The 22,087-nt window shown below is 67.5% G+C and carries 30 protein-coding genes; 3 read left to right on the forward strand and 27 right to left on the reverse strand.

Features of this window, described 5'->3' with window-relative positions:
• Positions 1-89 precede the first annotated feature (89 nt).
• The 23 genes from IA22_RS0115105 to rpsJ form a co-directional block, all read right to left on the reverse strand.
• Positions 90-749: an adenylate kinase gene (locus IA22_RS0115105; protein ID WP_015578371.1), complete on the reverse strand. Its 660-nt coding sequence runs from the start codon at positions 747-749 to the stop codon at positions 90-92.
• Complete coding sequence (secY, locus tag IA22_RS0115110; RefSeq protein WP_014154582.1) at positions 749-2,068, reverse strand: preprotein translocase subunit SecY; 1,320 nt, start codon at positions 2,066-2,068, stop codon at positions 749-751. The genes IA22_RS0115105 and secY overlap by 1 nt, the downstream gene beginning before the upstream one ends.
• Before the next feature lie 221 nt (positions 2,069-2,289).
• Positions 2,290-2,745 carry a 50S ribosomal protein L15 gene (gene rplO, locus IA22_RS0115115; RefSeq protein WP_014047794.1) on the reverse strand — a complete coding sequence of 152 codons (456 nt, stop codon included), beginning with the start codon at positions 2,743-2,745 and terminating at the stop codon, positions 2,290-2,292.
• A 1-nt stretch (position 2,746) separates the two neighbouring features.
• The gene (rpmD, locus tag IA22_RS0115120) at positions 2,747-2,929 is read right to left on the reverse strand and encodes a 50S ribosomal protein L30 (protein WP_003966943.1); all 183 of its coding nucleotides are present in this window, start codon (positions 2,927-2,929) and stop codon (positions 2,747-2,749) included.
• Positions 2,929-3,531: a 30S ribosomal protein S5 gene (gene rpsE, locus IA22_RS0115125; protein WP_014047793.1), complete on the reverse strand. Its 603-nt coding sequence runs from the start codon at positions 3,529-3,531 to the stop codon at positions 2,929-2,931. Before rpsE ends, rpmD begins: the two co-directional genes overlap by 1 nt.
• A gap of 47 nt (positions 3,532-3,578) precedes the next feature.
• Entirely contained in the window at positions 3,579-3,962 is a 384-nt protein-coding gene (gene rplR / locus IA22_RS0115130) for a 50S ribosomal protein L18 (protein ID WP_014047792.1), read from the reverse strand.
• 2 nt (positions 3,963-3,964) lie between these two features.
• Positions 3,965-4,504 carry a 50S ribosomal protein L6 gene (gene rplF / locus IA22_RS0115135; protein WP_014154583.1) on the reverse strand — a complete coding sequence of 180 codons (540 nt, stop codon included), beginning with the start codon at positions 4,502-4,504 and terminating at the stop codon, positions 3,965-3,967.
• 21 nt (positions 4,505-4,525) lie between these two features.
• Positions 4,526-4,924: a 30S ribosomal protein S8 gene (rpsH, locus tag IA22_RS0115140; RefSeq protein WP_014154584.1), complete on the reverse strand. Its 399-nt coding sequence runs from the start codon at positions 4,922-4,924 to the stop codon at positions 4,526-4,528.
• A 223-nt stretch (positions 4,925-5,147) separates the two neighbouring features.
• Entirely contained in the window at positions 5,148-5,333 is a 186-nt protein-coding gene (locus IA22_RS0115145) for a type Z 30S ribosomal protein S14 (protein WP_003948630.1), read from the reverse strand.
• 2 nt (positions 5,334-5,335) lie between these two features.
• Positions 5,336-5,893, reverse strand: coding sequence for a 50S ribosomal protein L5 (gene rplE / locus IA22_RS0115150; protein WP_014154585.1), 558 nt, complete (start codon positions 5,891-5,893; stop codon positions 5,336-5,338).
• A complete protein-coding gene (gene rplX, locus IA22_RS0115155; protein ID WP_014047788.1) occupies positions 5,893-6,216 on the reverse strand; it encodes a 50S ribosomal protein L24 in 324 nt (107 codons plus the stop codon). Before rplX ends, rplE begins: the two co-directional genes overlap by 1 nt.
• A gap of 2 nt (positions 6,217-6,218) precedes the next feature.
• Entirely contained in the window at positions 6,219-6,587 is a 369-nt protein-coding gene (gene rplN, locus IA22_RS0115160) for a 50S ribosomal protein L14 (protein ID WP_003974257.1), read from the reverse strand.
• Between the two features lie 100 nt (positions 6,588-6,687).
• Entirely contained in the window at positions 6,688-6,972 is a 285-nt protein-coding gene (rpsQ, locus tag IA22_RS0115165; protein ID WP_014154586.1) for a 30S ribosomal protein S17, read from the reverse strand.
• Positions 6,972-7,196 carry a 50S ribosomal protein L29 gene (rpmC, locus tag IA22_RS0115170; RefSeq protein WP_014047786.1) on the reverse strand — a complete coding sequence of 75 codons (225 nt, stop codon included), beginning with the start codon at positions 7,194-7,196 and terminating at the stop codon, positions 6,972-6,974. The genes rpsQ and rpmC overlap by 1 nt, the downstream gene beginning before the upstream one ends.
• Positions 7,196-7,615, reverse strand: coding sequence for a 50S ribosomal protein L16 (gene rplP / locus IA22_RS0115175; protein WP_014154587.1), 420 nt, complete (start codon positions 7,613-7,615; stop codon positions 7,196-7,198). The genes rpmC and rplP overlap by 1 nt, the downstream gene beginning before the upstream one ends.
• Positions 7,616-7,620: 5 nt before the next feature.
• Positions 7,621-8,457: a 30S ribosomal protein S3 gene (gene rpsC, locus IA22_RS0115180; protein ID WP_014047784.1), complete on the reverse strand. Its 837-nt coding sequence runs from the start codon at positions 8,455-8,457 to the stop codon at positions 7,621-7,623.
• Positions 8,457-8,804 (reverse strand): 50S ribosomal protein L22, encoded by a 348-nt coding sequence (gene rplV, locus IA22_RS0115185; RefSeq protein WP_004571827.1) that lies wholly within the window; start codon positions 8,802-8,804, stop codon positions 8,457-8,459. Before rplV ends, rpsC begins: the two co-directional genes overlap by 1 nt.
• A gap of 43 nt (positions 8,805-8,847) precedes the next feature.
• Complete coding sequence (gene rpsS / locus IA22_RS0115190; RefSeq protein WP_003966956.1) at positions 8,848-9,129, reverse strand: 30S ribosomal protein S19; 282 nt, start codon at positions 9,127-9,129, stop codon at positions 8,848-8,850.
• A 12-nt stretch (positions 9,130-9,141) separates the two neighbouring features.
• Complete coding sequence (gene rplB, locus IA22_RS0115195; protein WP_014154588.1) at positions 9,142-9,978, reverse strand: 50S ribosomal protein L2; 837 nt, start codon at positions 9,976-9,978, stop codon at positions 9,142-9,144.
• 39 nt (positions 9,979-10,017) lie between these two features.
• A complete protein-coding gene (gene rplW / locus IA22_RS0115200; protein WP_014154589.1) occupies positions 10,018-10,341 on the reverse strand; it encodes a 50S ribosomal protein L23 in 324 nt (107 codons plus the stop codon).
• Complete coding sequence (gene rplD / locus IA22_RS0115205; RefSeq protein WP_014154590.1) at positions 10,341-10,991, reverse strand: 50S ribosomal protein L4; 651 nt, start codon at positions 10,989-10,991, stop codon at positions 10,341-10,343. The genes rplW and rplD overlap by 1 nt, the downstream gene beginning before the upstream one ends.
• A gap of 4 nt (positions 10,992-10,995) precedes the next feature.
• Entirely contained in the window at positions 10,996-11,640 is a 645-nt protein-coding gene (gene rplC, locus IA22_RS0115210; protein WP_014154591.1) for a 50S ribosomal protein L3, read from the reverse strand.
• 14 nt (positions 11,641-11,654) lie between these two features.
• Positions 11,655-11,963, reverse strand: coding sequence for a 30S ribosomal protein S10 (gene rpsJ, locus IA22_RS0115215; RefSeq protein WP_003948644.1), 309 nt, complete (start codon positions 11,961-11,963; stop codon positions 11,655-11,657).
• A gap of 500 nt (positions 11,964-12,463) precedes the next feature.
• Between rpsJ and IA22_RS0115220 the strand changes: the two genes are divergently transcribed.
• Positions 12,464-12,928, forward strand: coding sequence for a GNAT family N-acetyltransferase (locus IA22_RS0115220; protein ID WP_030123903.1), 465 nt, complete (start codon positions 12,464-12,466; stop codon positions 12,926-12,928).
• Positions 12,929-12,952: 24 nt separating this feature from the next.
• Here the strand turns inward: IA22_RS0115220 and IA22_RS0115225 are convergent, their stop codons facing one another.
• Positions 12,953-14,134 carry a hypothetical protein gene (locus IA22_RS0115225; protein ID WP_030123904.1) on the reverse strand — a complete coding sequence of 394 codons (1,182 nt, stop codon included), beginning with the start codon at positions 14,132-14,134 and terminating at the stop codon, positions 12,953-12,955.
• 141 nt (positions 14,135-14,275) lie between these two features.
• Complete coding sequence (locus IA22_RS0115230) at positions 14,276-14,779, reverse strand: MarR family winged helix-turn-helix transcriptional regulator (protein WP_015578368.1); 504 nt, start codon at positions 14,777-14,779, stop codon at positions 14,276-14,278.
• A gap of 139 nt (positions 14,780-14,918) precedes the next feature.
• On the opposite strand from IA22_RS0115230, the gene IA22_RS0115235 reads away from it, so the two are divergent.
• Positions 14,919-16,196 (forward strand): amidohydrolase family protein, encoded by a 1,278-nt coding sequence (locus IA22_RS0115235; RefSeq protein ID WP_030123905.1) that lies wholly within the window; start codon positions 14,919-14,921, stop codon positions 16,194-16,196.
• Positions 16,197-16,406: 210 nt separating this feature from the next.
• Complete coding sequence (locus IA22_RS0115240; RefSeq protein ID WP_038272296.1) at positions 16,407-18,446, forward strand: PIG-L family deacetylase; 2,040 nt, start codon at positions 16,407-16,409, stop codon at positions 18,444-18,446.
• A gap of 134 nt (positions 18,447-18,580) precedes the next feature.
• Here the strand turns inward: IA22_RS0115240 and tuf are convergent, their stop codons facing one another.
• Together tuf and fusA are read right to left on the reverse strand one after the other, a co-directional pair.
• Positions 18,581-19,774, reverse strand: coding sequence for an elongation factor Tu (gene tuf, locus IA22_RS0115245; RefSeq protein WP_014154597.1), 1,194 nt, complete (start codon positions 19,772-19,774; stop codon positions 18,581-18,583).
• Positions 19,775-19,932: 158 nt separating this feature from the next.
• Entirely contained in the window at positions 19,933-22,062 is a 2,130-nt protein-coding gene (fusA, locus tag IA22_RS0115250; RefSeq protein WP_014154598.1) for an elongation factor G, read from the reverse strand.
• Between the last annotated feature and the right edge of the window lie 25 nt (positions 22,063-22,087).

Genomic DNA, 22,087 nt, shown 5'->3' on the forward strand with positions numbered 1-22,087 from the left:
GGTTGCGGCCGTACTCCACGATACGGCGCAAACAGTCGGCCGCGACGCCCGAGGGCGCCGCGGCCGGCTGCAGTGGTGGAACGGGGTGATCAGCCCTCGTCGGACTTCTTGAGGGCCTCCATGGCCCGGTCGGTCACCTCGGTGACCTTGCCGAGCGCGGAGATCGTCACGACCAGGCCCTGGGACCGGTAGTGGTCGATGATCGGCTCGGTCTGCGTGTGGTAGACCTCGAGACGCGTGCGCACGGTCTCCTCGGTGTCGTCGTCACGCTGGTACAGCTCGCCGCCGCAGACGTCGCAGACACCCTCGGTCTTCGGGGCGTTGTACGTCACGTGGAACACGTGCGAGCTGTCGTTACGGCAGATGCGGCGGCCCGCGATGCGCTTGACCACCTCGTCCTCGGGGACCTCCAGGTCGAGGACCGCGTCCAGCTTGACGCCTTCGCCGAGAAGCATCTCGTCGAGCGCCACGGCCTGCCCCACGTTCCGGGGGAAGCCGTCCAGGAGGAAGCCGTTCTCGGCGTCCGACTGGGCCATGCGGTCCTTGGCCATCGCGATGGTGACTTCGTCCGGCACCAGCCGGCCCGCGTCCATGAAGGCACGGGCCTGCTTGCCAAGGTCGGTGCCCTGGCTGATGTTGGCGCGGAAGAGGTCGCCCGTGGAGATGTGCGGAATCGAAAGATTCTTGGCAAGGAACGCAGCCTGCGTTCCCTTGCCGGCACCGGGCGGCCCGACGAGGACGATTCGCATCAGCGGAGGAACCCTTCGTAATTGCGCTGCTGGAGCTGACTCTCGATCTGCTTCACGGTCTCCAGACCCACACCCACGATGATCAGGATGCTCGTCCCGCCGAACGGGAAGTTCTGGTTAGCACCGCCGAAGCCTGCCAACGCCATCGTCGGCACCAGAGCGATCAGGCCCAGGTACAGCGAGCCCGGCCAAGTGATCCGGTTGAGCACGTAGCTCAGATACTCGGCAGTAGGTCGACCAGCCCGGATTCCCGGGATGAAGCCACCATACTTCTTCATGTTGTCGGCGACTTCCTCGGGGTTGAACGAGATCGCCACATAGAAGAATGCGAAGAACACGATCAACAGGAAGTACGTCGCGATGTAGTACGGGTGGTCGCCCTTGACGAAGTGGTCCTGAATCCAGGTCGCCCAGCCCGCGGTGGAGTTGGAGAACTGAACGATTAGAGCAGGAATGTAGAGCAGCGAAGAAGCGAAGATGACGGGAATCACACCCGCCTGGTTCACCTTCAACGGGATGTAAGTGGACGTACCGCCGTACGACCGGCGCCCGATCATCCTCTTCGCGTACTGCACCGGAACGCGGCGCTGGGCCTGCTCCACGAAGACGACGAGGGCCACCATCACGAAGCCGATGAGGATCACCGTGATGAACTCGATCCAGCCGTCGGCCAGCTTGCCGCTCTGCTTGATGGCCCAGAGGGCGCCGGGGAAGCTCGCGGCGATCGAGATGAACATCAGGATCGACATGCCGTTGCCGATACCGCGGTCGGTGATGAGCTCACCGAGCCACATGACGGCGGCGGTGCCGGCGGTCATGGTGATCACCATGACGATGGTCGTGAAGATCGACTGGTTCGGGACGATCTGGTCGGCGACGGGGCAGCCGCTGAACAGCGCGCCGCTGCGGGCGGTCGCCACGAGGCCGGTGCCCTGGAGGATGGCCAGCGCCACGGTCAGATAACGCGTGTACTGCGTGATCTTCGCCGTGCCCGACTGCCCCTCCTTCTTGAGGGCTTCGAGCCGTGGGATGACGACGGTCAGCAGCTGGAGAATGATGCTGGCCGTGATGTACGGCATGATGCCGAGCGCGAAGATCGTGATCTGCAGCAGTGCACCACCGCTGAACATGTTGACCAGACCGAAGAGGCTGTTGTTGCCCTTGCTGGCCTGATCAACACAGGTCTGGACGTTCTCGTAGCTCACCCCCGGTACGGGAATGTGCGCCCCGAGACGGTAGAGCACGATGATGCCGAGCGTGAAGAGCAGCTTCTTGCGCAGGTCGGGCGTCTTGAACGCCCGGGCGAACGCGGTGAGCACGGTGCCTCCTGCGACCCCCGCGCAAAAGCGTGAGGTGACGGTCTTGAGGATCGACGATTACGTAACAGCCAAAGGACCCCGGGCGTTTGCCCAGGACTTACCACAGCAACGCACGCCACCTTACCGGCGGACATGCCCCCCTAGGAACGACCAACCGGGGATGCCCCAAATGAGAGGCATCCCCGGTCGGGTGTTCAGGCCACAGCCCTGTCCGAGTTGTCTCAGACGAGTTCGGTGACGGTGCCGCCGGCGGCGGCGATCTTCTCCTTGGCGGAGCCGGAGACGGCGTCAACCGAAACCTGCAGTGCCACGGAGATCTCGCCCTGTCCGAGGACCTTGACGAGGTGGTTGTTACGCACGGCGCCCTTGGCGACCAGGTCGGCCACCGTGACCTCTCCACCCTCGGGGTAGAGCGTCGCGAGCTTGTCCAGGTTCACGACCTGGTACTCCGTGCGGAACGGGTTCTTGAAGCCCTTGAGCTTCGGGAGACGCATGTGGAGGGGCATCTGGCCACCCTCGAAGCGCTCCGGAACCTGGTAACGAGCCTTCGTACCCTTGGTACCACGGCCTGCGGTCTTACCCTTGGACGCCTCACCACGACCCACACGGGTCTTGGCGGTCTTGGCGCCCGGGGCAGGCCGGAGGTTGTGGGCCTTCAGCGGGCTGTTCTCCGCCATGTCAGTCAACCTCCTCAACCGTCACGAGGTGGCGGACGGTGTGAACCATTCCGCGGAACTCGGGGCGGTCCTCCTTGACAACCGAGTCGTTCAGGCGCTTGAGCCCGAGCGAACGCAGGGTGTCGCGGTGGTTCTGCTTGCTGCCGATGTACGACTTCGTCTGCGTGATCTTGAGGCGAGCCATTACGCACCCGCTCCCGCACGCGCACGGAGCAGAGCCGCGGGAGCGACGTCCTCGAGGGGCAGACCGCGGCGGGCCGCGATCTCCTCGGGACGCTGCAGGCCCTGGAGGGCCGCCACGGTCGCGTGCACGATGTTGATCGGGTTCGAAGAACCGAGCGACTTCGACAGGATGTCGTGAACGCCGGCGCACTCCAGAACGGCGCGCACCGGGCCACCGGCGATAACACCGGTACCGGGGGAAGCAGGCTTCAGCAGGACGACGCCCGCAGCCTTCTCGCCCTGGATCGGGTGAGGGATGGTGCCCTGGATACGCGGGACCTTGAAGAAGCTCTTCTTGGCCTCTTCGACGCCCTTGGCGATGGCCGCGGGAACTTCCTTGGCCTTGCCGTATCCGACACCGACGGTGCCGTCACCATCGCCCACCACGACCAGCGCGGTGAAGCTGAAGCGACGACCACCCTTCACTACCTTGGCGACGCGGTTGATCGCGACGACGCGCTCGACGTACGCGGTCTTCTCGGCGGCAGCGCCACCGTCACGGCCCTTCCGGTCCCGCCGCTCGCCGCCACCGGCACCGCTTCCGCGGCGCTGGGGTCCAGCCATTGGATTTACCTCTCTCTGTTACGTCCGCTGTGCGTTGGAACCGGGGCTTAGAACTTCAGCCCGGCTTCACGGGCGGCGTCAGCCAGAGCGGCAATCCGCCCGGCGTACTGGTTACCACCGCGGTCAAACACGACGGCCTCGACGCCTGCAGCCTTGGCACGCTCGGCGACAAGTGCGCCGACCTGCTTGGCCTGGGCGCTCTTGTCACCCTCGCCACCACGGATCGAGGTGTCCAGGGTCGACGCCGACGCGAGCGTGTGGCCCGCGATGTCGTCGATGACCTGGGCCACGATGTGGCGGTTGGAACGCGTCACGACCAAGCGGGGACGCTCCGGCGAACCGGAGATGTGCTTGCGGACGCGGATGTGGCGCCGCTTGAGAGCAGCGCGCTTGTACGCGTCGCCCTTGGCGATCTTCACACCGTATGCCATGGCTACTTACCAGCCTTTCCGACCTTGCGGCGGATGACCTCGCCCGCGTACTTGACGCCCTTGGCCTTGTACGGGTCGGGCTTCCGCAGCTTGCGGATGTTGGCGGCTACCTCGCCGACCTTCTGCTTGTCGATGCCCTCGACGCTGAGCTTCGTGGGCGACTCGACCTTGAAGGTGATGCCTTCCGGAGCCTCGATGAGGATCGGGTGGCTGTAGCCCAGGGCGAACTCCAGGTTGGAGCCCTTCGCCTGGACGCGGTAACCGACACCGCTGATCTCGAGCGCCTTGCTGTATCCCTGGGTCACGCCGGTGATCATGTTCGCCACCAGCGTGCGGGACAGGCCGTGGAGGGCCTTGTTCTGACGCTCGTCGTTCGGGCGGACGACGTTGAGCACGCCGTCCTCACCCTTGGTGACCTCGATCGGCGCGGCGACGGTGTGCGAGAGGGAACCCTTGGGGCCCTTCACCGCGACCGTGCGGCCATCGATGGTGACGTCCACACCGGCGGGAACCTGGATGGGGAGCTTGCCGATTCGCGACATGAGCTATTCCTCCGTTCCCGACTACCAGACGTAGGCGAGGACTTCCCCACCTACGCCCTTCTTGCTGGCCTGCTGGCCGGTCAGGAGACCGTGGGACGTGGAGATGATCGCCACGCCCAGGCCGCCGAGAACCTTCGGCAGATTGGTGGACTTTGCGTATACACGCAGACCCGGCTTCGAGATGCGCTTGATGCCGGCAATCGAACGCTCGCGGTTCGGCCCGAACTTCAGCTCGAGGACGAGGCTCTTACCGACCTCGGCGTCCTCGACCTTCCAGCCGGTGATGAAGCCCTCCTGCTGGAGGATCTCCGCGATGTGCGACTTGATCTTGCTGTGCGGCATCGCGACATCGTCGTGATACGCCGAGTTCGCGTTACGCAGACGCGTGAGCATGTCTGCGATGGGATCAGTCATGGTCATGAGTTGGCCTTCGGCCTCTCTCGCCGGGGTTTCCTGTATGCGCCATCCCTCTCCCCACTCAGTGGCGGGACGGGTGCGGTGCGGGGACCTACGGCGTAGTAAGTCGGTCAGGGCGGCAGGCGCCCAACCCTTCTAGCCTACGGCATGAAGAGCGGGGCTCCTGCCGACCGGATACTTACCGAGAGCTTTCTGGTCCTCCCAAGCCCCTAGGGGCCGAGGAGAATTACCAGGAGCTCTTGGTCACGCCCGGCAGCTCGCCACGGTGAGCCATCTCACGAAGGCACACGCGGCACAGGCCGAACTTGCGGTAGACGGAGTGGGGCCGGCCGCAGCGCTGGCAGCGGGTGTACCCGCGCACGCCGAACTTCGGCTTACGGGCGGCCTTAGCGATCAGAGCCTTCTTCGCCACGGTCAGTTCTCCTTGAACGGGAAGCCGAGGTGACGAAGCAGGGCACGACCCTCGTCGTCGTTGGCAGCCGTGGTGACCACGGTGATGTCCATGCCCCGGACCCGGTCGATCTTGTCCTGGTCGATCTCGTGGAACATGACCTGCTCCGTGAGACCGAAGGTGTAGTTGCCACGGCCGTCGAACTGCTTCGGCGACAGACCACGGAAGTCACGGATACGCGGAAGCGCGAGCGACAGCGTACGGTCCAGGAACTCCCACATGCGGTCACCACGGAGGGTGACGTGGCAGCCGATCGGCTGCCCCTCGCGCAGCTTGAACTGCGCGATCGACTTGCGGGCCTTCGTGACGGCGGGCTTCTGGCCGGTGATCGTGGTGAGGTCCTTGACCGCACCGTCGATCAGCTTGGAGTCGCGGGCGGCGTCGCCCACACCCATGTTGACCACGATCTTGACCAGACCGGGGATCTGCATGACGTTCTCGTACGAGAACTCCTCACGCAGCTTGCCGGCGATTTCCTCGCGGTAGCGCGTCTTGAGACGCGGCGCAGTGGTGGTCGTCATCAGATGTCCTCACCGGTCCGCTTGGCAACGCGGATCTTCTTGCCCTCGTCGTCAAAGCGGTAGCCGACGCGGGTGACGACCTTGTTGCCGTCCTTCTCCACGACCAGCTGAACGTTGCTGACGTGAATCGGGGCCTCGGTGGTGACAATGCCACCGGTCTGCGAGCCGCGAGCCGTCTGACCGGCCTTGGTGTGCTTCTTGACCCGGTTGACACCCTCGACGAGGACACGGTCCTGGGCGGGGAAGGCAACGATGACCTTGCCCTGCTTGCCCTTGTCCTTACCGGTGATGACCTGAACCAGGTCGCCCTTCTTGATCTTCATGCTTACAGCACCTCCGGCGCGAGCGAGATGATCTTCATGAACTTCTTCTCGCGCAGCTCTCGGCCCACGGGGCCGAAGATACGGGTGCCGCGGGGGTCGCCGTCGTTCTTGAGAATGACAGCGGCGTTCTCGTCGAAGCGGATGTACGAGCCATCCGGGCGACGACGCTCCTTGACGGTGCGAACGATGACGGCCTTGACGACGTCACCCTTCTTCACGTTGCCACCGGGGATCGCGTCCTTCACGGTGGCGACGATGACGTCACCGATGCCCGCGTAGCGGCGACCCGAGCCACCGAGAACACGGATGGTGAGAATTTCCTTCGCACCCGTGTTGTCGGCGACGCGCAGTCGCGACTCCTGCTGGATCACGTCTATCTCCTGATCGTCTGCCGGTTCCCGGCAGGGGCTCCTTGGCGGGAGCCCCTGCCGAGCCTGGCGGAACTGGCCTGAGGGGAAACCCCCTCAGGGATTACTTGGCCTTCTCGAGGATCTCGACGATGCGCCAGCGCTTCGAGGCGGACAGCGGACGCGTCTCCATGATGAGGACGCGGTCGCCGACGCCAGCAGCGTTCTGCTCGTCGTGGGCCTTGAGCTTGTTCGTACGGCGGATGACCTTGCCGTACAGCGCGTGCTTGACCCGGTCCTCGACAGCGACGACGACGGTCTTGTCCATCTTGTCGCTGACGACCAGACCCTCACGGGTCTTGCGGAAACCGCGGTCGGTGTTGGTCTCAGTCACAGTCTTCTCGCTCATCAGACGCTCTCCACCGTCTCGATGCCCAGCTCGCGCTCGCGCATCAGGGTGTAGATCCGGGCGATGTCCTTACGGACGGACTTGAGCCGACCGTGGTTCTCGAGCTGCCCCGTCGCCGCCTGGAAGCGGAGGTTGAACAGCTCTTCCTTGGCCTCGCGGAGCTTGTTGAGGAGCTCCTCGTTGCCCAGCTCGCGCAGCTCGGACGCCTTGGTACCGGCCGACATCACGACTCACCTGCCTCGCGCCGAACGATCCGGCACTTCATCGGAAGCTTGTGAGCAGCGCGGGTGAGCGCCTCACGAGCAATCTTCTCGTTCGGGTAGGACAGCTCGAACATCACCCGACCGGGCTTGACGTTCGCGATCCACCACTCGGGAGAACCCTTACCGGAACCCATGCGGGTCTCGGCAGGCTTCTTCGTCAGGGGGCGGTCCGGGTAGATGTTGATCCAGACCTTGCCGCCACGCTTGATGTGGCGGGTCATCGCGATACGAGCTGCCTCGATCTGACGGTTCGTCACATACGCCGGGGACAGCGCCTGGATGCCGTACTCGCCGAACGCAACCTGCGTGCCACCCTTGGACATACCGCTGCGCTTCGGGTGGTGCTGCTTGCGGTGCTTGACCCTACGGGGGATCAGCATTTCGGTCAGGCCTCCGTTCCGGTGCTCTCAGCCGGAGCAGCGGCGGCGGGAGCGTCGGCCTTGGGGGCCTCGGCTGCCGGCGCGGACTGCTGCGGCTTGCGGCCGCGGCCGCCACGCTCGCCACCACGGCCACCGCGGCCGGCCGGGCGGTCGGCGCCGCCACGAGCCGGACGGTTGCCGGCGCGGGCCGCGGCGTTCTCGGCGCGAACCTCGGCGATGTTCTTGACGTCGCCCTTGTAGATCCAGACCTTCACACCGATGCGGCCGAAGGTCGTCTTGGCCTCGAAGAAGCCGTAGTCGACGTTCGCACGGAGCGTGTGCAGGGGCACGCGGCCCTCGCGGTAGAACTCCGAGCGGGACATCTCGGCGCCGCCGAGGCGACCGCCGCACTGGATCTTGATGCCCTTGGCGCCGGCCTTCATCGTGCTCTGCATGCTCTTACGCATGGCACGACGGAAGGAGACGCGGGAGGAGAGCTGCTCGGCGACGGCCTGGGCCACCAGCTGAGCGTCGACCTCGGGGTTCTTGACCTCGAGGATGTTCAGCTGGACCTGCTTGCCGGTCAGCTTCTCCAGCTCGCCACGGATGCGGTCGGCCTCGGCGCCACGGCGACCGATGACGATGCCCGGGCGGGCGGTGTGGATGTCAACGCGGACGCGGTCGCGGGTGCGCTCGATCTCGACCTTCGAGATGCCGGCCCGCTCCATGCCCTTCGTCATCATGCGACGAATGGCGACGTCTTCCTTGACGTAGTCCTTGTACAGCTTGTCGGCGTACCAACGGGACTTGAAGTCCGTGGTAATGCCGAGTCGGAACCCGTGCGGGTTTACCTTCTGGCCCATTACCGGGTTCCTTCCTTGCTGCTGACGACCACGGTGATGTGGCTGGTCCGCTTACGGATCCGGTAGGCACGGCCCTGAGCACGCGGACGGAACCGCTTCAGGGTCGGGCCCTCGTCCACGTACGCCTCGCTGATGACCAGCGAAGAGGCGTCGGTGTGGTCGTAGTTGTGTGCAGCGTTGGCGATGGCGCTGTCCAGCACCTTGCCAACCGGCACGCTCGCGGCCTGCGGGGCGAAACGCAGGACCGCCTGAGCCTCCGTGGCATCCATGCCACGGATGAGGTCCACCACGCGGCGGGCCTTCATGGGCGTGACGCGGATGTACCGCGCCTGGGCCCTGGCTTCCATGGTTGTCCCTTCGGTGTAAGTCATAGTCGTTTCCACCCCGCGGTTAGCGGCGCTTCGACTTCCGGTCGTCCTTGACGTGGCCGCGGAAGGTGCGAGTCGGCGAGAACTCGCCGAGCTTGTGGCCGACCATCGACTCGGTGACGAACACCGGGACGTGGATCTTGCCGTTGTGCACCGCGATGGTGTGACCCAGCATGGCCGGGACGATCATCGAGCGACGGGACCAGGTCTTGATGACGTTCTTGGTGCCTGCCTCGTTCTGTACGTCCACCTTCTTGATGAGGTGGCCGTCGACGAAGGGCCCCTTCTTGAGACTGCGCGGCATCTAAACCCGCTCCTAGCGCTTCTTGTTCGTCTTGCGGCGGCGGACGATGTACTTGTTCGATGCCTTCTTCGGCGAACGAGTACGACCCTCCTTCTGACCCCACGGCGAGACCGGGTGACGTCCACCGGAGGTCTTGCCTTCACCACCACCGTGCGGGTGGTCAACCGGGTTCATCGCGACACCGCGGACGGTCGGGCGAACGCCCTTCCAGCGCATGCGGCCGGCCTTGCCCCAGTTGATGTTCGACTGCTCGGCGTTGCCGACCTCGCCGATCGTGGCGCGGCAGCGGGCGTCGACCAGCCGGATCTCACCGGACGGCATACGAAGGTGGGCCATCGTGCCCTCCTTCGCCAGCAGCTGCACGGAGGCACCCGCGGAACGGGCGAACTTCGCGCCGCCGCCGGGCCGCAGCTCGATGGCGTGGATGGTCGTACCGACCGGGATGTTGCGCAGCGCCAGGTTGTTGCCCGGCTTGATGTCGGCGCCCGGACCGTTCTCGACGCGGTCACCCTGCGACAGACCACGGGGGGCGACGATGTAACGCTTCTCGCCGTCCGCGTAGTGCAGCAGCGCGATGCGCGCGGTGCGGTTGGGGTCGTACTCGATGTGCGCGACCTTGGCCGGCACGCCGTCCTTGTCGTGACGACGGAAGTCGATCACGCGGTAGGCGCGCTTGTGGCCACCACCCTGGTGGCGAACGGTCACACGACCGGCGTTGTTACGGCCGCCCTTGTTGTGCAGAGGGCGGACCAGCGACTTCTCCGGCGTGGACCGCGTGATCTCGACAAAGTCGGCGACGCTGGAGCCACGACGGCCCGGGGTCGTCGGCTTGTACTTGCGGATACCCATTTCTCAGTCCTCGTCCGATTCCGGACGACTCGACCTCCGTCAGGAGGTCGGGCCGCCGAAGATGTCGATACGGTCGCCCTCGGCGAGGGTCACGATGGCGCGCTTGGTGTCAGCGCGCTTGCCGAAACCGGTCTTGGTGCGCTTGCGCTTACCCTGCCGGTTGATCGTGTTGACCCCGGTGACCTTGACCGAGAAGACCGCTTCCACGGCCTGCTTGATCTGGGTCTTGTTGGAGCCGGGCGCGACGATGAACGTGTACTTGTTCTCGTCGAGCAGCGCGTAGCTCTTCTCGGAGACAACCGGCTTGACGAGAACGTCGCGCGGGTCCGAGTAGGTCTTGCTGGTAACGGTCGCCTCACTCATCAGGCGGCGCTCCCTTCGGTCTCAGCGGTCTGGGGGCCAGACACGAAGGACTCGAAAGCGGCCTGGGTGAAGACCACGTCGTCAGAGACGATCACGTCGTACGTGTTCAGCTGGCCCGGCTCCAGGATGTGCACCTGGGGCAGGTTGCGAGCGGACAGCCACGCGGCCTCGTCTGCACGCTCGACGACCAGGAGCAGGTTGCTGCGCTCCGAGATCTTGCCGAACAGCGTCTTGGCGGCCTTGGTGGAGATCCCACCCTCGACCACGCCGGTGACGACGTGGATGCGGGAGTGACGCGCCCGGTCCGAGAGGGCACCGCGCAGGGCGGCGGCCTTCATCTTCTTCGGGGTGCGCTGCGAGTAGTCACGCGGCTGCGGGCCGTGGACGACGCCACCGCCGGCGAACTGCGGCGCGCGGGTCGAACCCTGGCGCGCGCGGCCGGTGCCCTTCTGGCGGTACGGCTTGCGCCCACCACCACGGACCTCGCCGCGGGTCTTGGTCTTGTGCGTGCCCTGACGGGCAGCTGCCAGCTGTGCGACGACGACCTGGTGGATCAGCGGGACGCTGGTCTTGGCGTCGAAGATCTCCGCGGGGAGCTCGACGGTACCGGCCTTGTCGCCTGCCGGCGAAAGGATGTCAATGGTGCTCATTACCTCAAGCCCCCTTGGCCGCGGTACGGACCAGGACGAGGCCGCCGTTCGGACCGGGGACTGCGCCCTTGATGAGGAGCAGACCCTTCTCCGCGTCAACCGCGTGGATGGTCAGGTTCTGGGTGGTGACGCGCTCGTTACCCATGCGACCGGCCATGCGCATGCCCTTGAAGACACGCCCAGGGGTGGCGCAGCCACCGATCGAACCGGGGGAACGGTGCTTGCGCTGGACGCCGTGGCCGGCGCCGAGGCCCTTGAAGTTGTGACGCTTCATGACACCGGCGAAGCCCTTGCCCTTGCTCTTGCCCGTGACGTCGACCTTGACGCCGGACTCGAACACCTCGGCAGTGACCTCCTGGCCCAGCGTGTACTCGCTGGCGTCAGGGGTGCGGAGCTCCACCAGGTGGCGGCGCGGGGTCACGTCGGCCTTGGCGAAGTGGCCCTTGAGGGGCTTGTTCACCTTGCGCGGGTCGATCTCGCCGAAGGCGATCTGGACCGACTCGTAGCCGTCGCTGTCGTTCGTACGGACCTGCGTCACGACGCACGGACCGGCCTTGACGACGGTCACCGGGACAACCCGGTTGTTCTCGTCCCAGACCTGGGTCATGCCGAGCTTCTCGCCCAGGACGCCCTTGATGTTCTTGCTCATCTCGGCCCGTCCCTTCAGAGCTTGATCTCGATGTCGACGCCAGCCGGAAGGTCGAGACGCATCAGCGAGTCAACCGTCTTCGGGGTGGGGTCGAGGATGTCGATGAGGCGCTTGTGCGTGCGCATCTCGAAGTGCTCGCGAGAGTCCTTGTACTTGTGCGGCGACTTGATGACGCAGTACACGTTCTTCTCAGTGGGCAGCGGCACCGGGCCCGCGACCGACGCACCAGTGCGGGTCACCGTCTCGACGATCTTCTTCGCCGAGGAGTCGATGACCTCGTGGTCGTAGGCCTTGAGCCGGATGCGGATCTTCTGTCCCGCCATGGCTACTAGTAGTCCTGTCTCTCATAACGCTCTGGAACCCAGCGGTTCTCGCAACTTCGCCTCCGACCCACGCGGTCGGGCGTGTCGCATCCCCTCTACGAAGATCTCCCGAAGGATTTCCCAACCAAGGGGGTGCGGGCCGAAACCACGCTGCCGGGGGCGAAACCCCACCGGGTGCCTGGTCAGCGCCCCACTGGCACTTCCCGGAAGATTCCCGTACGTCCGACCCTGGGGGTCGACGAGTACTGTGGGACTCGCTTCCGGTCCTCCCGGCGGGAGGCGCGCAGCATTGACACTCAACCGAGCAACCTGGCCAGTGTGCCACATGGCTCAGGGGCCTGGCCAATCGGGTCCGGGATCTTACCCCCTGCGAGGGACCGGTCAAACGCAGGCGCCCGTGCGGGGGGCATCGAACCCGCTGCGGCCCGGAGGCCGCGGTGACCGCGATCGTCCCGGAAACGGCCGGGGAGCTGTGCGTGGAGGCCTGACACAATCCGGCCATGTCTGCGAACACCCTCCAGGGCTGGCGCCTGCGGCCGGCCACCTCCGAGGACGTCGAGCCCATGGCCGAGATCCGGGCCGCGGCGATGCGCCCCGACCTGGAGCGTCTGGGCCGCTACGACGAACACCGGGTACGGCAGCGGTTGCGTGACGCCTACGCCCCCGAGTACACCACCGTGGTGGAGGCGGGCGGAGCGGTCGCGGGATGCGTCGCCCTGCGGCCCTCCGAGGACTGTTTCTGGCTGGAGCACTTCTACCTCGCTCCGAGGGTCCGGGGCAGGGGCATCGGCACGGCCGTCCTGACCGGTCTTCTGGCCCGCACCGACGCCGAGGGTGCACCGGTCCGGCTGAACGTCCTTCAGGGCAGCGCCGCCCGCAGCCTGTACGAGCGGCACGGCTTCGCTCCGGAACGGGAGGACCCGGTGGACGTGTTCATGGTCCGCCTGCCCGGCGGCGGGTCGTGATCCCGGGCGGAGAGGCCCGCCCGCTCACGTGCGGGTGACCGTGCCGCACTCCCCGTCGGGCTGCCACTCCCTGCGGTCGTAGGGGTCCACGTCGGGCCCCGTGGGGCTGGTGCCGGGCCCGTCGCTCGGGAAGGACGGGTGCAGGAAGCCGTCGTCCAGCGCGCAGTCGGTGTTGCCGACGTTCTGCTGGGAGCTGACCACGGACAGCTTGCCGGGTGTGGCCATGAACTTCTCCGGATCGTGCAGGGCCACCGTCAGCTCCCGCCTCACGATGGTGCGCGCCACCTCGTCCCCGCCCACCCTCACCAGCGGGTAGACGAAGGTGTAGTCGGCCTTGACCTCCACGGAGCCGGCGGGGCCCGCCTCGAAGGTCATCCGCCCACGGGTCTTGACGACGTCGCCCACCAGCCGGACCTCGTCCGGGTCGAACCGGCTGAACATCACCAACGGGTCCCGTTCCCCGCCAGGTTCCGCCAGGGACTGTTCGAGCCGCTTCCGTTCGCCCTTCTGCAAGGGGTCGAGCAGGTCCAGTGCCTCCCGGGGCGTCTCCCCGCGCAGGGTGGCCGGATCCAGGTTGGCCGCGACGAGGAACTGCCGGGTCGCCCGCAGAGCCTGCTCGACCTCGTCCTCGCTCATCCCCCCGGCCGCCCTGGCCTCCGGGATCTCGATCCCCGCAGCCCCGTCCGCCCAGCGGACGGCGGGCGACCCCCGGAAGGGCTGTGCCGTCGTCGGCCGGTCGGCGCCGGGCTCGTCGGCCGGTGCGGCGGTCGGCGGCGCGGTCTCGGCGGGCAACGGCAAGGTGTCCACGGAGCCGCCTCCGGGGAGGTGATCGGTCAGCAGGCTCGGCCGCATGACGACCACCAGGGCCCCCAGGACGAGCACGAACCCGAGGGCGCCGACGAGCCGCCGCCGCTTCCGTGCGCGGCCGTTCCTCTCCTGCCAGGCCGGGCCGGTACGCCAGCCGTCCGGCTGCCACGGTTCGGCCGGTTTGCGCTTCCGGCCGAAGCGCCGTCCGCTCGCGGCAGCCTCCTCGTCCAGCGCACGCAGGCGCGCGGTGACCATCCGGGCACGGGCCGAGGGCTCCTTCGGCGCGTCGGCTCCACCGCTCTCGGCCTGCCGGACGAGCTCCGCCCACTGTTCGTCGGAGACAGGGCCCCCCTCGTCCGGGTGCTCGGACGGTTCTCCTGCCGGCGTTCTGGTGCTCACTGTTCTGTTCCACTCCCCCACGCGACTCTGCCACCACCAGTTCATGCCGCCTGATGGTGTTCAAACAAGAGTGCGAAGCGAACAGTGACGATCATGTGACGCTCCCGGGCGCTCTCCGGCAGGAGCGGCCGACGGGCACGGTCACGGCGCGGAGAGACCGCTCTCGTCGCCGGGCGCGGGGAGGCGGGCCGTGGCGTCGGCGTACTTCAGGAGCAGGCGTGCGAATTCGACGCGTTCGGCGGTGGGCCAGTCACGCGTGATGTGCTCGAAGGCCTGCCGCTGCTGACGCCGGAAGTGGCCGAGAAGGGTGACTCCGTCCTCGGTGAGCCGGAGCACCGTACGCCTGCCGTCCTGCTGCGAGGCGGTGCGCACCAGATAGCCGTGGGTGATGCAGTCGCTCGCCATCCGGCTGGCGACGGACGAATCGACCATGAGGAGATCGGCGAGGCCGCCGACCGTGATATCCCGGCCGGCCTCGGTCGCCTCGTCGACGAGGTTGAGGACCAGATTGCGCTTGAGGTCCTTGCGGCCCACCGGGGGGTCGACAGGGGCCTGCATCGTGCGCCGTCGGAGTCGGGCGAAGGCCGCGCCCACGGCATCCAGCAGAGCTTCTCCCTGCGGGGTGGAGGCATCGGAGTACGTCACGCCACGACCCTACCCCAAAAGCTTGCAAACAGCAGTTGCGTGCGATTAAGCATGGAGTTGCACGTAGCATTGATCTGACCGACGCGGTGAGGATGTTCGCCGCACCAGGCCTCAGGCCTGCGATGAAGGGTGGAGCAGCATGATCACGGCCATCACCAACGCCCGTGTGTTCGACGGTGAGCGCGTCCGCGGGGAGACCACCGTCCTGCTGGACGGCACCCGCATCTCCGCGATCGGCGGGGAGGCGCCCGCCGGGGCGGACGTCGTCGACGCCTCGGGCGCGACGCTCATGCCCGGCCTGATCGACTCCCACGTCCACACCTCCGAGGACGGGCTGGCGCTGGCGCTGCGGTTCGGCGTCACGACGGAGCTGGAGATGCAGGGCATGTACACCAAGGGCTTCCGTGAGCATCTGCTCGACGACGACTCCGTCGCCGACGTCCGCTCCTCGGGGTTCGGCATCACCCCGCCCGGCGGGCACCCCAGCGAACTGCTCCCCGACGACTTCGAGCCGGCAGGCCACGGAGACGCGGACTCCGGGGAACCGGGGCAGGACGAACCGGAGGACGGTGCGCGGCACGCCCAGGGCCCGGCTCCGCTGATGCCGTTCTCCAGCACCCCGGCCGAAGCGGTCGCCTTCGTCCCGCGACTCGTCGCGGCCGGCTCGGACTACATCAAGTTCATGGTCGACGACGGCTCCGTCGAGGGGCACCCCGGTCTGCCCATGCTCGACCAGGCGACCCTGACCGCCGGCGTCGCCGAGGCGCACCGGCACGGGATGCTCACGATCGCCCACACCCTGACCGTCGACGCGACGCGGATGGCGGTCGAGGCCGGCATCGACGGCTTCGCCCACCTGTTCATGGACCAGCCGCACACCGACGAGATCATCGGGCTCATCGCCGCGTCCGGCGCGTTCGTCGCCCCCTGTGTCGTCCTGAACGCGTCGATGACGGGCGTCACCGGTTCGGACCTCGCCGACGACCCCCGCGTGGGCTCACGTCTGACCCCCGCGTGGAACGAGACCCTGCGCAGCAGCTACAACCGCTACCCCCAGGGCGCGTTGGAGGACGTCCTGGCCTCGGTCAAGGCGCTGCACGACGCCGGGGTCGACCTCCTCGCGGGCACCGACGCCGCACCCATGCCGCTGCCCTTCCTGGGGGGCGTGATCCACGGCGCAAGCGTCCACCACGAGCTGCAGTACCTCGTCCGGGCCGGCCTCACTCCGGTCCAGGCCCTGCGTGCCGCCACTCTCACCCCGGCGCGCCGTTTCGGCCTGACGGACCGCGGCCGCATCGCCGAGGGGCTCCGCGCCGACCTGCTCCTGGTGGACGGCGACCCGACCACCACCATCGCCGACACGCTCAACCTCCGCGCGGTCTGGCGGCGCGGCACGCTCACCCGGCTCGCGGCCTGACCGCCGCGCCGACCGAGCGGTCCGGACAACCGGCCCCGGGCCCCCCGGGGACGACCTCCCGAGCGCCGCGCGCCGGGCAACCCGGCTGCCCGGATACCCGTCTATCCCCCCGCAGGCACAGGCACACGGCCCTGACCTGCGACGACCGATAGTACGCAGCTCAGGGCACCGACCCGCCCGCTGCGGGGGGACGCGGACGGAGTGCGTGGCGTGACGGATCGATCTGCCCTGCCCGGAAACGGTGTGCGACGACGCGCCGTCATCACCACAGCGGTCGCCGGGACGGCTCTCGGCGCCTGCTCGGTCCCGGCGCCCCGGCGTCCGGACCCCACGCCGGATCCCGCGCCCGGCATGCCCGTCAGCACCGCGCGACGGGCGCTGCTGATGCAGATCCTCGCCCACCCGGACGACGACCTGTACTTCATGAACCCGGACACCCGGCGCGCCCTCGACGCCGGAACACCGCTGGTCTGCGTGTACCTCACGGCGGGCGAGGCCGACGGCCTCAACAAGGTCCCCGGCCGCCCCCGCCCCGCTCCGGACAAGGCGGCGTACTCGTCGGCACGTCACCAAGGGCTGCGGCAGGCTTACGCCACCCTGCTCGGCCTGGAGAAGTTCACCCCCTGGGAGATATCCGTCGCCGAACTCGCCGACGGGCACCGGGCCGAGGTCAACACCCTGGCCGCCGGGGGGCGCAGGGTCGAGCTGGTCTTCATCGACACGGCCATGCACACCACGCGGCACCGCCTCGGACTGCCCAGCCTGTGGCACGACCGGCGGCTGACCCTCCGCACGGTCGTCGCCGAGGGCTCTCCGCTGGACCGCCCGGGCACGTACACGTACGACGGGCTCGTCGACGTGCTCGTCGGACTGTTCGAGCTCCACCGGCCGACCCTCGTGCACACCCTGGACCCCGATCCGGACATCCAGCACAGCAGCGAGGCCGCCCGGCGCCGGGACAGCGAACAGTCCGGATACTCGGACCACGCCGACCACACGGCCGCAGCCTGCTTCGCCTGGGCGGCGATGATCCGGTGGGTGGCCGCGAGCACCCGTGGCGGTGGCCGGGTGCCGGGTTTCGCGGTCGCCTCGTTCCGCGGGTACTACAACCGGCACTGGCCGAAGAACCTCCCACCGGCCGTGCTCACGGAGAAGGCCGGCCATCTCGTCCCCTACGGCGGTTCGCCCGACTGGGACTGCGGCAACCCGTCGGGCTGCGGCGACTACAACGTGGGCGGTGACCGGCCGCTGACGAACAGGAAGGGCTGGGTCCGCTCGACCCGCCACCGCTATCCGGGCGCCCGCACCGTCGTCGCCGCCGGGCCCGACGGCCGGCTCGACGCGTACGCCGTGGTGGGGCTCCGCCTGGTCCGGTGGCGCGAGACCGAACCGGCGGGCGGGGTGTGGGGACCACCGGGCGACCTCGGAGGCGGTCCGCTCGCTCCGGCTCTGGGATCGGCCGCCGCGGAGGACGGCAGCCTGCTGCTGTTCGGGCTGCGCTTCGCGGCGCTCCGGGGGCAGGGGTCGGACGACGAGCGGGAGGTCGTGCTGCTGGAGCAGACCGCCCCCGGCGGCGGTTTCCTCGCCTGGCGGGGACTCGGCAATCCCGCCCCCGGCCGGGACGACGGCCGCCGCATCGGTGTACCCGTAGCCGTGGCGGCACCGGACGGAAGGGTTCACCTCTTCGTGCGCAACGCGGAGAAGGGCGTCAGCACCCGGGTACGGGAGGCCGACAGGACCTGGGGAAAGTGGCGCGACATGGGCGGCGGGGAGGTGCAGGACGGCCTGAGCGCCGTGGTGGACCGCGCCGGCCGCGTCCATGTCCACGCGGCAGGTCATCACGCCGTGCACCACTGGACCCAGGACGCGCCGGGCTCGGAGCTCACCGCCCGGACGCAGATCGACGCCGGCCCCGTACCGGGCGACGCCCCCGCCGGGCTGCCCGCCGCCGACGGTTCCGTGGACGTGTTCTACCGGGGGCAGGCGCGGGCCGTGACGACGGCCGTACGGGACGGGGTGGCCTCGGACCTCGTCGGCTTCGACGGGTACGGGGAGCTGACCGCCGTCGGCGCCTCCCTGCTCGGCCGGACCGTCGAGGGAGGGCTCCAGGTCCTGACGGGCACGCGGCTGTCCCAGCGGACGCAGGGGTCCGCGGCCCTGGACGGGGCCGCGCTCCGGCTCGGCGACGACGGACGCCCGGTGGTGGTCGGCCTGGGCCCGGACGCGCTCCCCTTCACCTGGCGGCCGTAGGAGGGCCTCCGAGCGGGCCGGCCGGTCGCGCACGGAACACGCTCCGCACATACCGAAGGGCCCCGCACCTCTCGCGAGGTGCGGGGCCCTTCTTGGTGCTCAGTGCGGAGCAACCAGGTCAGACAGTCAGGTGATTACTTGACGATCTTGGTGACCTGGCCGGCGCCCACGGTCCGGCCACCCTCACGGATGGCGAACTTCAGGCCCTCTTCCATGGCGACCGGCTGGATCAGCGCGACGTCCATGAGGGTGTTGTCACCCGGCATGACCATCTCGGTGCCCTCGGGAAGGGTCACAACGCCCGTCACGTCCGTGGTACGGAAGTAGAACTGCGGGCGGTAGTTGTTGAAGAAGGGGGTGTGACGGCCACCCTCGTCCTTCGACAGGATGTAGGCCTGGGCCTGGAACTCGGTGTGCGGCGTGACCGAACCGGGCTTGATGATGACCTGGCCGCGCTCGACGTCCTCGCGCTTGATGCCACGGAGGAGCAGACCGACGTTCTCACCGGCCTGGCCCTCGTCGAGCAGCTTGCGGAACATCTCGATGCCGGTGACCGTGGTGGTGGTCTTCTCCTGCTTGATGCCCACGATGTCAACGGTCTCGTTGACCTTGAGGACACCACGCTCGATACGGCCGGTGACGACCGTACCGCGACCGGTGATCGTGAAGACGTCCTCGATCGGCATGAGGAACGGCTTCTCGACGTCACGCTCGGGCTGCGGGATGTTCTCGTCCACGGCCTTCATCAGGTCGAGAACGGTCTTGCCCCACTCGGCGTCGCCCTCGAGAGCCTTGAGCGCCGAGACCTTGACGACCGGAAGGTCGTCGCCCGGGAACTCGTACTCGGAGAGGAGCTCACGAACCTCGAGCTCGACGAGCTCCAGGATCTCCTCGTCGTCCACCATGTCGGCCTTGTTCAGGGCGACGACGATGTACGGAACGCCGACCTGGCGGGCCAGGAGCACGTGCTCCTTGGTCTGCGGCATCGGGCCGTCGGTGGCCGCGACCACGAGGATGGCGCCGTCCATCTGCGCCGCACCCGTGATCATGTTCTTGATGTAGTCGGCGTGACCCGGGCAGTCGACGTGCGCGTAGTGACGCGACTCCGTCTGGTACTCGACGTGCGCGATCGAGATGGTGATACCGCGCTGGCGCTCCTCAGGAGCCTTGTCGATCTGGTCGAAGGCCGAGGCCTCGTTCAGGTCCGGGTACGCGTCGTGCAGCACCTTGGTAATGGCGGCCGTGAGGGTCGTCTTACCGTGGTCGATGTGACCGATGGTGCCGATGTTGACGTGCGGCTTAGTCCGCTCGAACTTTGCCTTCGCCACTGGGGTCCTCCTGAGTGGTTCTGTACGCCTTGCTTCATCGGCGCCAGGTGATCTTTGCTGGAATGCCGGTGCCGGGGGCATTCGCCGCGCTGCTTGCGCACTGCGACGAATGCCCGACCGGGCTCCGGTGACAAGCCTAAAGCGTGAGCTCGGAAGAGTTACTCGCCCTTGGCCTTCGCGATGATCTCCTCGGCGACGTTCCGCGGAACCTCGGCGTAGGAGTCGAACTGCATCGAGTAGCTTGCGCGACCCGAGGTCTTGCTGCGGAGGTCTCCGACGTAGCCGAACATCTCCGAGAGGGGCACGAGGCCCTTCACGACGCGAGCGCCGCTGCGCTCCTCCATGGCCTGGATCTGGCCACGGCGGGAGTTGAGGTCGCCGATGACATCGCCCATGTAGTCCTCGGGCGTGGTGACCTCGACGGCCATCATCGGCTCGAGGAGCACGGGGGACGCCTTGCGGGCACCCTCCTTGAACGCCTGCGAACCGGCGATCTTGAAGGCGAGCTCCGAGGAGTCGACCTCGTGGTAACCACCGTCGAGAAGGGTGACGCGGACGCCGACCATCTCGTAACCGGCCAGGATGCCGAACTGCATGGCTTCCTGAGCACCCGCGTCCACCGAGGGAATGTACTCACGGGGGATGCGGCCACCGGTGACCTTGTTGACGAACTCGTAGGAGGCGTCGCCACCCTCGATGGGCTCGAGGGCGATCTGCACCTTCGCGAACTGGCCGGTACCACCAGTCTGCTTCTTGTGCGTGTAGTCGATGCGCTCGACGGTCTTGCGGATCGTCTCGCGGTACGCGACCTGGGGCTTGCCGACGTTCGCCTCGACGCGGAACTCGCGCTTCATGCGGTCGACGAGCACCTCGAGGTGAAGCTCGCCCATACCACCGATGATGGTCTGGCCGGTCTCCTCGTCGGAGTGCACCTGGAAGGAGGGGTCCTCCTCCGAGAGGCGCTGGATGGCGACACCCAGCTTCTCCTGGTCACCCTTGGACTTGGGCTCGATGGCGACCTGAATGACCGGCGCCGGGAAGTCCATGGACTCCAGGATCACCGGGTTCTTGTCGTCGGACAGCGTCTCACCCGTGGTGGTCTGCTTCAGGCCCATGACGGCGACGATGTCACCGGCGCCCACCGACGCGATCTCCTCACGCTTGTTCGCGTGCATGCGGTAGATCTTGCCGATGCGCTCCTTCTTGCCCTTGACCGAGTTCAGCACCGCGGTGCCGGCCTCGAGGCGACCGGAGTAGATCCGGACGAAGGTGAGCTTGCCCAGGTGCGGGTCGCTCGCGATCTTGAACGCCAGGCCGGAGAACGGCTCGTCGTCCGAAGGCTTGCGCGAGATGACCTTCTCCGGGTCCTTGACGTCGTGGCCTTCGATGGCCTCGACGTCCAGGGGGGAGGGCAGGTAACGGACGACCGCGTCGAGCAGGGGCTGGACGCCCTTGTTCTTGAACGCCGTGCCACAGAAGACGGGGGTCACGGTGACGGAGTCGGCCGAGCCCTTCGACGCGAGGGTGATCCGACGGATCGCCTCGTGCAGCTGCTCCTCGGTGGGCTCATTGCCCTCGAGGTACAGCTCCATCATCTGGTCATCGTTCTCCGCGACGGCCTCGAGGAGCTTGCCGCGCCATTCCTCGGCGGCCTCCTTGAGGTTGTCCGGGATCTCGACGACGTTGTACATCTCGCCCTTGGCGGCCTCTTCCGGGTACAGGAAGGCCTTCATCGACACGAGGTCGACGACACCCGTGAAGTCCGCCTCGGCACCGACGGGGAGCTGCATGACGATCGGGACGGCGCCGAGGCGCTCCACGATCATGTCGACGCAACGGAAGAAGTCGGCACCGGTGCGGTCGAGCTTGTTGACGAAGCAGATACGCGGCACGCCGTAGCGGTCCGCCTGACGCCAGACGGTCTCGGACTGGGGCTCGACGCCGGCCACACCGTCGAACACGGTGACGGCACCGTCGAGGACGCGGAGCGAACGCTCCACCTCGACGGTGAAGTCGACGTGACCCGGGGTGTCGATGATGTTGATGGTGTGGTCAACATCATTGAGCGGCCAGTGACAGGTCGTCGCGGCGGACGTGATCGTGATGCCGCGCTCCTGCTCCTGCTCCATCCAGTCCATCGTGGCAGCGCCGTCGTGGACTTCACCGATCTTGTACGAGACGCCGGTGTAGAAGAGGATCCGCTCAGTGGTGGTCGTCTTGCCCGCGTCGATGTGGGCCATGATCCCGATGTTGCGGACCTTGGCCAGGTCAAGCGAAGTGGTGGCCATAAGGCTCAATCTTCTCTCGGTCTCG

The sequence above is a fragment of the Kitasatospora papulosa genome, from assembly GCF_000717245.1.
Lineage (GTDB): Bacteria > Actinomycetota > Actinomycetes > Streptomycetales > Streptomycetaceae > Streptomyces > Streptomyces papulosus.

Excerpts from the sequence above, each read along its gene's own strand:
- rplF (WP_014154583.1), bottom strand. The coding sequence starts at position 4,504 with ATGTCGCGAATCGGCAAGCTCCCCATCCAGGTTCCCGCCGGTGTGGAC.
- rpmC (WP_014047786.1), bottom strand. The coding sequence starts at position 7,196 with ATGTCGGCCGGTACCAAGGCGTCCGAGCTGCGCGAGCTGGGCAACGAG.
- rplE (WP_014154585.1), bottom strand. The coding sequence starts at position 5,893 with ATGACGACCACCACTGCGCCGCGTCTCAAGACGCGCTACCGCGAGGAA.
- rpsQ (WP_014154586.1), bottom strand. The coding sequence starts at position 6,972 with ATGAGCGAGAAGACTGTGACTGAGACCAACACCGACCGCGGTTTCCGC.
- rplB (WP_014154588.1), bottom strand. The coding sequence starts at position 9,978 with ATGGGTATCCGCAAGTACAAGCCGACGACCCCGGGCCGTCGTGGCTCC.
- rplD (WP_014154590.1), bottom strand. The coding sequence starts at position 10,991 with ATGAGCACCATTGACATCCTTTCGCCGGCAGGCGACAAGGCCGGTACC.
- rplV (WP_004571827.1), bottom strand. The coding sequence starts at position 8,804 with ATGGAAGCCAGGGCCCAGGCGCGGTACATCCGCGTCACGCCCATGAAG.
- rplR (WP_014047792.1), bottom strand. The coding sequence starts at position 3,962 with ATGGCATACGGTGTGAAGATCGCCAAGGGCGACGCGTACAAGCGCGCT.
- rpsE (WP_014047793.1), bottom strand. The coding sequence starts at position 3,531 with ATGGCTGGACCCCAGCGCCGCGGAAGCGGTGCCGGTGGCGGCGAGCGG.
- rplP (WP_014154587.1), bottom strand. The coding sequence starts at position 7,615 with ATGCTGATCCCCCGTAGGGTCAAGCACCGCAAGCAGCACCACCCGAAG.
- IA22_RS0115220 (WP_030123903.1), top strand. The coding sequence starts at position 12,464 with ATGTCTGCGAACACCCTCCAGGGCTGGCGCCTGCGGCCGGCCACCTCC.
- rpsH (WP_014154584.1), bottom strand. The coding sequence starts at position 4,924 with ATGACCATGACTGATCCCATCGCAGACATGCTCACGCGTCTGCGTAAC.
- rpmD (WP_003966943.1), bottom strand. The coding sequence starts at position 2,929 with ATGGCTCGCCTCAAGATCACGCAGACGAAGTCGTACATCGGCAGCAAG.
- rplO (WP_014047794.1), bottom strand. The coding sequence starts at position 2,745 with ATGGCGGAGAACAGCCCGCTGAAGGCCCACAACCTCCGGCCTGCCCCG.
- rpsS (WP_003966956.1), bottom strand. The coding sequence starts at position 9,129 with ATGCCGCGCAGTCTCAAGAAGGGGCCCTTCGTCGACGGCCACCTCATC.
- rplX (WP_014047788.1), bottom strand. The coding sequence starts at position 6,216 with ATGAAGATCAAGAAGGGCGACCTGGTTCAGGTCATCACCGGTAAGGAC.
- rpsJ (WP_003948644.1), bottom strand. The coding sequence starts at position 11,963 with ATGGCGGGACAGAAGATCCGCATCCGGCTCAAGGCCTACGACCACGAG.
- rplC (WP_014154591.1), bottom strand. The coding sequence starts at position 11,640 with ATGAGCAAGAACATCAAGGGCGTCCTGGGCGAGAAGCTCGGCATGACC.
- rplW (WP_014154589.1), bottom strand. The coding sequence starts at position 10,341 with ATGAGTGAGGCGACCGTTACCAGCAAGACCTACTCGGACCCGCGCGAC.
- IA22_RS0115235 (WP_030123905.1), top strand. The coding sequence starts at position 14,919 with ATGATCACGGCCATCACCAACGCCCGTGTGTTCGACGGTGAGCGCGTC.
- fusA (WP_014154598.1), bottom strand. The coding sequence starts at position 22,062 with ATGGCCACCACTTCGCTTGACCTGGCCAAGGTCCGCAACATCGGGATC.
- rpsC (WP_014047784.1), bottom strand. The coding sequence starts at position 8,457 with ATGGGCCAGAAGGTAAACCCGCACGGGTTCCGACTCGGCATTACCACG.
- IA22_RS0115105 (WP_015578371.1), bottom strand. The coding sequence starts at position 749 with ATGCGAATCGTCCTCGTCGGGCCGCCCGGTGCCGGCAAGGGAACGCAG.